Annotated in this window: 7 protein-coding genes and 1 tRNA gene; 1 reads left to right on the top strand and 7 read right to left on the bottom strand. The window is 61.4% G+C overall.

Annotated features, from left to right (window positions below; all coding sequences use genetic code 11):
* Positions 1-5 precede the first annotated feature (5 nt).
* On the bottom strand, positions 6-2870 hold the full coding sequence (locus AC5JJ6_RS23615) for an SNF2-related protein (RefSeq protein WP_496044400.1): 2865 nt from the start codon (positions 2868-2870) through the stop codon (positions 6-8).
* A 28-nt stretch (positions 2871-2898) separates the two neighbouring features.
* Complete coding sequence (gene mads1 / locus AC5JJ6_RS23610) at positions 2899-3108, bottom strand: methylation-associated defense system helix-turn-helix domain-containing protein MAD1 (protein WP_496044399.1); 210 nt, start codon at positions 3106-3108, stop codon at positions 2899-2901.
* A 633-nt stretch (positions 3109-3741) separates the two neighbouring features.
* On the opposite strand from mads1, the gene AC5JJ6_RS23605 reads away from it, so the two are divergent.
* On the top strand, positions 3742-4083 hold the full coding sequence (locus AC5JJ6_RS23605) for a YkvA family protein (protein WP_496044398.1): 342 nt from the start codon (positions 3742-3744) through the stop codon (positions 4081-4083).
* A 299-nt stretch (positions 4084-4382) separates the two neighbouring features.
* On the opposite strand, the gene AC5JJ6_RS23600 is transcribed toward AC5JJ6_RS23605, so the two are convergent.
* The 5 genes from AC5JJ6_RS23600 to AC5JJ6_RS23580 form a co-directional block, all read right to left on the bottom strand.
* Positions 4383-4458: transfer RNA gene (locus tag AC5JJ6_RS23600), tRNA-Glu, on the bottom strand.
* 97 nt (positions 4459-4555) lie between these two features.
* Positions 4556-6343, bottom strand: coding sequence for a single-stranded-DNA-specific exonuclease RecJ (recJ, locus tag AC5JJ6_RS23595; protein WP_496044397.1), 1788 nt, complete (start codon positions 6341-6343; stop codon positions 4556-4558).
* Complete coding sequence (gene glpX, locus AC5JJ6_RS23590; RefSeq protein WP_496044396.1) at positions 6340-7308, bottom strand: class II fructose-bisphosphatase; 969 nt, start codon at positions 7306-7308, stop codon at positions 6340-6342. Before glpX ends, recJ begins: the two co-directional genes overlap by 4 nt.
* Positions 7309-7412: 104 nt before the next feature.
* The gene (locus AC5JJ6_RS23585; RefSeq protein WP_496044395.1) at positions 7413-8705 is read right to left on the bottom strand and encodes a homoserine dehydrogenase; all 1293 of its coding nucleotides are present in this window, start codon (positions 8703-8705) and stop codon (positions 7413-7415) included.
* A partial coding sequence (locus AC5JJ6_RS23580; protein ID WP_496044394.1) for an aminotransferase class I/II-fold pyridoxal phosphate-dependent enzyme occupies positions 8702-9055 on the bottom strand: 354 nt, incomplete at its 5' end. The genes AC5JJ6_RS23580 and AC5JJ6_RS23585, both read right to left, overlap by 4 nt.

Raw genomic sequence — 9055 nt, 5'->3', positions numbered from 1 at the left:
TCCTCTCAGCAGATTCGCCAGCGGATCGTGAAAAGCGACGTGAGGTCGGTCTTCTGCTCCAACTTCGCTTCAATTTGCGCAATGAGCTCGGCACGCTGTCTGTCAATTTCGTCCTGAGCCTCGAAGAGGTTGCGACGCTTAGCGTTACGCAACGCCTCCAACGACTTGATCTGCTTTTGGCCGGCGAGCTTGTCTTCCAGCGTCAAGGCTGCGGTCGCGGCACGCCGTGCCTCCTTGACCTGCCGATCGATCTCCTTGATCTCCCGCTCTAGGCCAACCTTTAGGTCGTCGGCCCAGCCATCGAGCTTATCGGCCTCAGCCCCGAAGAAACGTGCATTGCGCTGCGAGATGGTGCGCTGGATCTGGCTTGCGTCACGGCTCAAGCGGGCATCGAGATCTTTAGCCAGTGCCGCCGGAGGCTCCACGGGATCACCGTCGTCAGCCGAGAGAGTGAGCAGGCGCATCACCATGTCATGACTCAGGGCGGTACCGTCATCGCCCATCCCGGCCAGAAGAATGTGGTCCTCAGGCGTGTCGAGCGCCTCAACGGTCAGCACCGAGGCAGTCAGCCACCCACTTTGGCCACGGAGCGGTTCCAAAACACTGATCCTTCCAGAATGGTTTGTGTAATCGAATTTCACCTGAACCGGTGTAAGCTGCCGTGCTTTCGCCCGCTCGACAACGGCCTCACCAAGCGGATGATTGAGCCGATAAAGATGCGCTTCGCCCGAACGCCGTGGCAATTCGTAGATCCCAAGAGGGATATCGCGTTCCTCGGCCCATGTTGGGCGAGTCCGCAACTTAAACGTAACAATGTTTATAAACTCCGCATCGGAACGCAGTTCATGCCGCGTGAGACGCATTAGAAGTTGCTCGAACCTGTCTAAACACACCTTTGTATCATCATCTCGTACCCTGAGCTTTTCGCGAACCTCATCGTCGAAGTTTTCGAGCAGCTTCTGCCGCGTCTGGCTCATGGCCTCGTTGACCTCGAGACTCAGTTCAAGTTGCAACTGGTCAAAAGCCGACTTGATCTCATCGGTCTGTCGACATTTCTGATAAATCATTCCGATACGCTTCTCGAAATCAACGCCTGATTCGATCGCGCCGAGCACCTCGTCGCTTGCGCCGAACACTCCTTCGAAGAGTTGGAATTTTTCGGAGAGAAGCTGATAGACACGCTGGTCCGCGTCATTCATTCGGTTAAGGAAATTCACGACAACGACGTCGTGCTTCTGACCATAGCGATGACAACGGCCGATACGCTGCTCGATGCGTTGCGGGTTCCATGGCAAGTCATAATTTACGACGAGCGAACAGAATTGCAGGTTAATGCCCTCGGCACCAGCCTCGGTCGCAATCATGATTCGGCCACTGTCGCGAAAATAGTCCACCAACGCTGACCGCATGTCGGCGGTCCGGGAACCAGTGACACGATCCGACCCCTGATGTTGGGCAAACCACGTCGCATAGATTTGCTTCGAGCGCTCGTCAGTGTTGGTGCCGTTGAACAGTACGATGCCTTCAGCATAGGGACTGTTAGCTAGAACGCGCAGGAGGTATGCCTGCGTGCGCCGCGATTCCGTGAAGATGATCGCCTTCTTAGCCGCACCAAGCTCTTCCGCCTTCGCAAAGGCGACTTCAAGCGCCTTCAGCAGAGCCTTGCCCTTGCCATTCTGATCAATGGATGTCGCAAGCTTCGCAAACCCGGTCAGATCAGCGATTTCGGCTTCGATGGCTTTGCGATCCGTCTCCGTCAGTGGCTCGAGCTTTTCATCCTCAACCCATTCGTCTTCCATCTCATCGAGTGCCTCGTAGTCTTCGCCCAAATCCTCCTCAGGTGAGCCAATCGCTTCGTCCTCGTCCAGTTTTGATTGCAACCGGCGGGAAATTGAAGTCAACGCGCCGGCAATCGCGAACGTGGAGGAGGCAAGCAGCTTGCGAAGAACCAACGTCATGAGGGACCGCTGGCTTGCTGGAAGGGCTTGCAGGTTGTCGCGACGGAGGTATTCCGAGACCAGCTGGTAAAGCTTGTCCTCGCCTTCCTCAGGGGTAAATTCCTCGACGATCGGATAGCGGCGCGTGTAGGGCACGTAGGTCGTGACCTGGCGTCGAAGGGTGCGATGACAAATCGGCTTTAACCGCTCTCTGAGGAGATAGAAGACACGATCATGCGTGGCGTTCGCAAATTGCTCCCTGAAGCTCTTGAGATCGCCGAACGTATATTCATCGATGAAACTGACGAGGCCGAAGAGCTCCAAAAGTGAATTCTGCAGCGGTGTTGCGGTTAGAAGTAGCTTTTGCTTCTGAACAAGAGCCTGTCTGAGTGTGTTGGCAATCACATTCGATGGTTTGTAGACATTGCGGAGGCGGTGTGCTTCATCGATGACGACGAGATCCCATGGAATCGCATGGACGTCAGTTGCTTTGCCCCGCGCAAATTGGTAGGAGCAAATGACGACCATTCCATCGCAGTCAAGCGGCTGGGAGTTACCGCCCTTTATGGCTTGGTTGTATGACTTCGACTCCAGGATTGCGCACGGTAAAAAGAACTTCTCGCTTAGTTCCTGGTGCCACTGCTTTCTGAGGTTGGAAGGCACGATTATCAGGATACGGCGTTTTCGCTCCGCCCAGCGGTGTGAAATAACAAGGCCAGCCTCGATCGTCTTCCCAAGGCCAACCTCGTCGGCCAGCAGCGCCCCCTTGGAAAGCGGAGACGCAAAGGCGAATAGCGCAGCGTCGACCTGATGCGGATTAAGATCGACCTGGGCATTGGCGACCGCGCTGGCCAAGCGCTCGGCACTATCCGGGGCGTACCGTCGCGTGAGGTCGTAAGCGAAATATTTTGCTTGGCAGTCCGTCGTCATCATGGCCGACCCCCATAGGAGACGCATTCGTTCATCCGCGGCCTCCGTCGGGTTTGTTGTGGTCGCGTTGAGATAGCTTCTGATGCTCAATCCATTGGTCGAGATCGTCGCGCTTGAAGCGCCACTGTCCACGAACCTTGAAGGCGGGAATTTCGCCACGTTGCGCCATCGTGTAAACAGTCTTCTCGGCGACCTTCAGCAACGAAGCCACCTCTGCCAGTGTCAAAATCTCATCCGGCATTAAAGGGGCTCCAAGTCCGAAGGAGGGCAGAGAATGCCAGACTTCACCATCGGTTGCTAGGGCATTGTAACGTTTCCTTCAACACCGTTCAGCAGCAATTTACATAATGCGATCGCTCTAAACGTGATGGAAGAAGGGGCGGTTTAGTGAAAGCGTAATACTGGAGGTGCTCGGATCGTATAGTCCGGGGCGATGAACCAGAAGGGTTTCTGTCTTCATAAGGGACAGCGGCTCAGTGAGGATGTCACACAGGGCAGTTTACAGGCAGGCCTGCTGTGCCGCGTTGTTGAATCGGGCTTGTCGAGTCGGCGCGATGGTCTCGGCAGGGATGGTCTATGCGGCTTTAGGTCACCTCGTGTTTGCCAACGAGGCCTCTCTGGTGAGGTGTCACTTCCACAAGATGGTTGCTGAAGACACGGGATCGCCCTCCAAAGTTGTGCATGGTCGGGATCAGATGTTACGATCCGGAGGATTTATAGATGAGTGCAGCCCAGAAGAGCCTTTCTGCACCGCTGTCGCCCAATGGCACCATCGAGAAGTCATCTCCGGCTTTTGCGCCTCGTTAAGACTCATGTGATCAAATGCGAAGCTGCGCGTCTTGCGCTTCTGGTTGATGAGACAGGATTAATCACGATGAGCATCATCAGCTCTGACAGTTTTTACAGCGAAGACGTCTTCTGGAGGAAAGTCGGCAGGTACATAAAGGATGCCGGTAAACGGGTCATCATGATGGCTCTAGTATTGCACTATACCGCTCGAGCTCCCAGCACTCCCATGTGGGCAAAGAAAGTAATCCACGGTGTGCTAGTGTATTTCATTGTGCCGGTTGATCTAATCCCAGATTTCATACCTTTCGCAGGCTTTGCAGATGACTTTGGGGTTCTGGCGCTAGCCATCGCGACCGTTGCCTATCACGTCAATGATGAGAGCAAGGTCAAGGCGCGGGAGAAATATACTACCTGGTTCAGGTGGTGATTGCTGATCAAATTCTGAGATGGAAATGGAGGAAGCTCGCAGCGGTGTAGGGCTTCCCCAACGTCGATCAAGTTAGGTCTCCAGCTTGCCGAAGCCAGTCGAATTGGAGCCATTCGACACTGCAGTGACTATGAGCCATCAGATTGGCTGTGGGTGGGAGCAGAATCTGTTCCGCATGCATAAGGTCGAATGATCGATCATGGACCAACGCGCACCTAGGCGAACAGTGACGGCACGACCAAATCTATGTCGTATATTTGCCGTACGAGTTTGAAGTAGCAGCTAAGTGCTTGATAAGATGGCGTCCCCAAGGGGATTCGAACCCCTGTTACCGCCGTGAAAGGGCGGTGTCCTAGGCCTCTAGACGATGGGGACGAGGCGTTGAAGTGAGATGGTTGATAGCCGGGCGACGGGGTTGATGCAAGAAGGTTTTTTCTGAGGGCGGAAGTTTTTTGCGGGCTTATTCAGGGGGCTAGCCGGCGCCCCAGACCGGGGCCGCGTCCTCGATCATCAACTGGACATCGTTGCGGCCCTGCCAGTTGTCGGGCCTCAGATAGCCGGCGATGTGCATGGGGGAGCCGCCGCTCTTCAGCAGTGCCTTGCCAAGGTCGGTGTCGAGGGTGCGGAACGCGATGGCTTTCAGGCGCTCCCCACCCTGGCCGCTCAGGATGCAGCGGACGTGGTTTTCCCCGACCACGCTGGCCTGGACGACACGGGCATCGGCCAGAGCGAAGCGCGGTTCCGAATTGCCGGTGCCGAAGGGTGCCAGGCGGTTGAGCAGTGAAACCAGATCGGGCGTCGCCCCCCCGACGGAAAGCATGCCGTCGAGTTCCAGGGTCGGCGCCAGCGGGCCGTCCACCTGCTGGTCCGCGATCCGGCTGGCGAGGAACTGCTTCAACTCGGGAAGGCGGTCGGCGGCGGCGGTAAAACCGGCCGCCATGGGATGGCCGCCGCCGGCGATCAGCAGGCCGGCATGGCGCGCCGCGATCACGGCGGCGCCGAGATCCACGCCCCGGACGGAGCGGCCCGACGCCTTTCCAATGCCGTTGTCCAGGGCCACGACGCAGGCGGCGCGGTTGTAGCGCTCCTTCAGACGGGCGGCGACGATGCCGATCACGCCGGGATGCCAGCCTTCGCCTACGGCGAAGACCAGGCCGCCAAGGTCCTCGAGGGCCGCTTCGACGCCGGTCATGGCTTCTTCCAGGACCTTGGCCTCGATGGCGCGTCGCTCGGTATTGTGCTGGTCGAGGATCCTGGCGATCTCCGCCGCCTCGCGCGGGTCGTCGGTCGAGAGCATGCGGGCGCCAAGGTCGGAGGCCCCTACCCTGCCGCCGGCATTGACCCGTGGCCCGAGGATGAAGCCCGCATGCCAGGCATCGGGCTTTTCGGTCAGCTTGCACAGGTCGGCAAGTGCCGTGATGCCGGGATTGCCGCGCTTGGCCATGACCTTGAGGCCCTGGGTAACCAGGGCGCGGTTCAGCCCGATCAGGGGAACCACGTCGCAGACGGTCCCGAGTGCGACGATATCGAGCCAGTTCAGGAGATCCGGGGCCGGGCGGCGGTCGTTCCACCAGCCGGCCTCCCGCAGTGCGCGGTTGAGTGCGACGACCAGCAGGAAGGTGACGCCGACCGCCGCCAGCGTCTTGTGGGGGGACGCATCGTCCTTGCGGTTGGGGTTGACCACGGCGACGGCACGCGGCAGGCGCGGTTCGGCCGCGTGGTGGTCGATGACGACGACCTCAAGTCCGGCATCCGCGGCGGCGGCCAGGGGGTCGAACGACGTCACGCCGCAGTCCACCGTTACGACAAGGCTGACGCCGTCGGACTTGAGCCGCAGGAGCGCCGGCGCGTTGGGGCCGTAGCCTTCCGCGATGCGGTCGGGGATGTAGACAGTGACGTCGGAGCCGGCCGCGCGGAAGAACCGGCGCAGCAATGCCGACGACGTGGCGCCATCCACGTCGTAGTCGCCGAACACCGCGACCTTCTCGCCGCCCATGATGGCACGGGCGATCCGCGAAGCTGCGGCGTCCATGTCCTTCAGATGGCTGGGATCGGGCAGCAGCGACTTCAGCTTCGGCGTCAGGAACGCCTCGGCCGTGGACAGGTCGATACCGCGTGCGGAAAGCACGCGGCCGACCAGTTCAGGCAGGCCGTAGCCCTGGGCAAGAGCCAGGGCCGTCCGCTCGTCCGAGGGCCGGGCAATCCAGCGCCGGCCGCCGAACGAGCGGTTGACCTTCAGAAAAGCGTGCTCGGATGTCACCGATCGGTGGGACCGAAGCCGGTCTTGCGGCCGAAGTTGTGGTGAGCCTCGACCATGCGGACGGTCCCGCTCTTGGAGCGCATGACGATCGAGTGGGTGACCGCACCGCCGGCGAAACGGCGCACGCCGCGCAGCAGGTTGCCGGTGGTGACGCCGGTGGCGGCGAACATCACGTTGCCGCTGGCAAGGTCGTTCAGCTCGTACTCGCGGTTGAGGTCGGTGACGCCCCACCGTGCGGCACGGGCCTTTTCGTCAGCGTTGCGGAACAGCAGCCGGCCCTGGAACTGACCGCCGATGCAGCGCAGGGCGGCGGCGGCAAGGACGCCTTCCGGAGCGCCGCCGCTACCCATGTAGATATCGACGCCGCTTTCCGGCTGGGACGTCGCGATCACGCCCGACACGTCGCCGTCGCCGATCAGCATGATGCGGGCGCCGGCTTCGCGGACCTTGGCGATCAGCTCGGCATGACGCGGGCGGTCAAGGATGCAGACGAGCAGTTCGGACAGGTCGGCGCCCTTGGCCTTGGCCAGGTTGCGCAGGTTGTTCTCGACCGTCTCGTCCAGGTCGACGATGTTGTCCGGCAGGTTGCCGCCGACCGCGATCTTGTCCATGTAGACGTCGGGCGCGTTGAGGAAGCCGCCTTCCTCCGCCATGGCGATGACGGCCAGGGCGTTGGGGCCGCCGGTCGCGGTGATCGTGGTGCCTTCCAGCGGATCGAGCGCGATGTCGATCTTGGGACCGCCGGTGCCGACCTTCTCACCGATATAGAGCATCGGCGCCTCGTCCCGCTCGCCCTCGCCGATCACGACAGTGCCGTCGATCGCCAACCCGTTCAGCGCCTGCCGCATCGCATCGACGGCGGCCTGATCGGCCAGCTTCTCGTCGCCGCGGCCGATCAGCAGCGACGCCGACAGCGCCGCCGCCTCGGTCACGCGCACGACCTCAAGGGCCAGGTTGCGGTCCATTTGACGCGCTTCTTGCTCTACCATCGTTTTCCCCCTGGGGTTCGACCCCATTTCATCCAAAATCTAGTTACTGTCCAGGGCCGTCAGCCGGCCCGATAAGTGGATCAGAACTGCTCGATCCGTATCAGACGCGGCTGTTCCAGCACCGCCTCCAAACTCTCCAGCGACCTCAAGGCACGTTGGATAGAAGCCTCGTCGGTGTCGTGGGTCGTAAGGACGACAGGTACCGCCTCACCCGGCGCACGGCCGCGTTGAAGAAACGCCTCCATCGAGACGTTCTCGTCGCGAAGCGCCGCCGCGACATCTGCTATCACGCCGGGACGGTCCACCACCATGAGGCGCAGGTAGTACGCACCTCGGCGTTCCTCCGGCGAGGCCGTATGAATCCGTGCGAGACGCCCGGATGGAACCCCGAAAACCGGAGCGATTCGGCCCCGGGCCACATCCAGCAGATCGGCGACGACGGCCGAGGCGGTCGGTCCCGCCCCGGCGCCCCGGCCGACGAAAGTCACCTTCTCGACGAAATCGCCGTCCGCGACCACGGCGTTGAAGACGCCGTCTACCGCCGCGATGGGCGAATCGATCGGGACCATGGCGGGATGCACGCGCTGCTCGACACCGCCGTTGTTGCGCCGGGCGATGCCGAGAAGCTTGATCCTGTAACCGAGCTCCTTCGCATACTCGATATCCAGCGCGGAGATGTGCCGGATGCCTTCGACGTGGACGGCGGCGAAGTCGACAGGACAGCCGAAGGCGACCGAGGTCAGGATCGCCAGCTTATGGGCCGCATCGACGCCGTCGATGTCGAAGCTGGGATCGGACTCGGCATAGCCCAGCTTCTGGGCTTCGGCCAGCACGTCACCGAACTCCCGCCCGGTTTCCCGCATCTCCGTCAGGATGTAGTTGCAGGTGCCGTTCAGGATGCCGTGGACTTCCTTGATCGCGTTGGCGGCAAGGCCCTCGCGCAGGCCCTTGATGACCGGAATGCCGCCGGCGACAGCCGCTTCCAGGGCAAGGGCGACACCCTTGCGTTCGGCCAGGGCAGCCAGTTCGTTGCCGTGATGGGCCAGCAGGGCCTTGTTGGCGGTAACGACGTGCTTGCCGTTTTCCAGCGCGGTCACGACCAGGTCGCGGGCGACGCCCTCGGACCCGCCGATCAGCTCGACCACGACATCCACGTCAGGGTCGGAGGCGAGGGCTACGGCGTCCTCGTACCAGCGCACGGCGCTGAGATCGACCCCACGGTCACGGCTGCGCGAGCGAGCGCTTACGGCCGTCACGACGATCCGCTGCCCGCTGCGCATTTCCAGCAGGTCGGCATGCGTCTCCAGCACCTTGAGGACGCCGGCTCCTACCGTGCCGAGTCCGGCGATGCCTATCCTGAGCGGCGTCTTCACGATGCCGCCCGCTGTTTGGAGGCGACCGGCGCACGGCGCACGGCGGTTGCCGGCGCGATGCCGGCTTCCTGGAAGAACTGGCGGATGTTGCGGCAGGCCTGCCGGATGCGGTGCTGGTTCTCCACCAGCGCCAAGCGGACATGCCCGTCGCCGTATTCGCCGAAGCCGATGCCGGGAGCCACGGCGACCTTGGCTTCCTGAAGCAGCAGCTTGCTGAACTCCAGGCTGCCGAGATGGGCGAACTGCGGCGGGATCGGCGCCCAGGCGAACATGCTGGCGGGCGGGCTGGGGACCTGCCAGCCGGCGGCGGCCAGACCCTCGATCAGCACGTCGCGGCGTGCCTTGTAGAT

The sequence above is a fragment of the Skermanella sp. genome (genome assembly GCF_059503625.1).
This window is presented reverse-complemented; position numbering and strand designations above follow the sequence as displayed.

Excerpts from the sequence above, each read along its gene's own strand:
- mads1 (WP_496044399.1), bottom strand. The coding sequence starts at position 3,108 with ATGCCGGATGAGATTTTGACACTGGCAGAGGTGGCTTCGTTGCTGAAG.
- AC5JJ6_RS23605 (WP_496044398.1), top strand. The coding sequence starts at position 3,742 with ATGAGCATCATCAGCTCTGACAGTTTTTACAGCGAAGACGTCTTCTGG.
- glpX (WP_496044396.1), bottom strand. The coding sequence starts at position 7,308 with ATGGACCGCAACCTGGCCCTTGAGGTCGTGCGCGTGACCGAGGCGGCG.
- AC5JJ6_RS23615 (WP_496044400.1), bottom strand. The coding sequence starts at position 2,870 with ATGATGACGACGGACTGCCAAGCAAAATATTTCGCTTACGACCTCACG.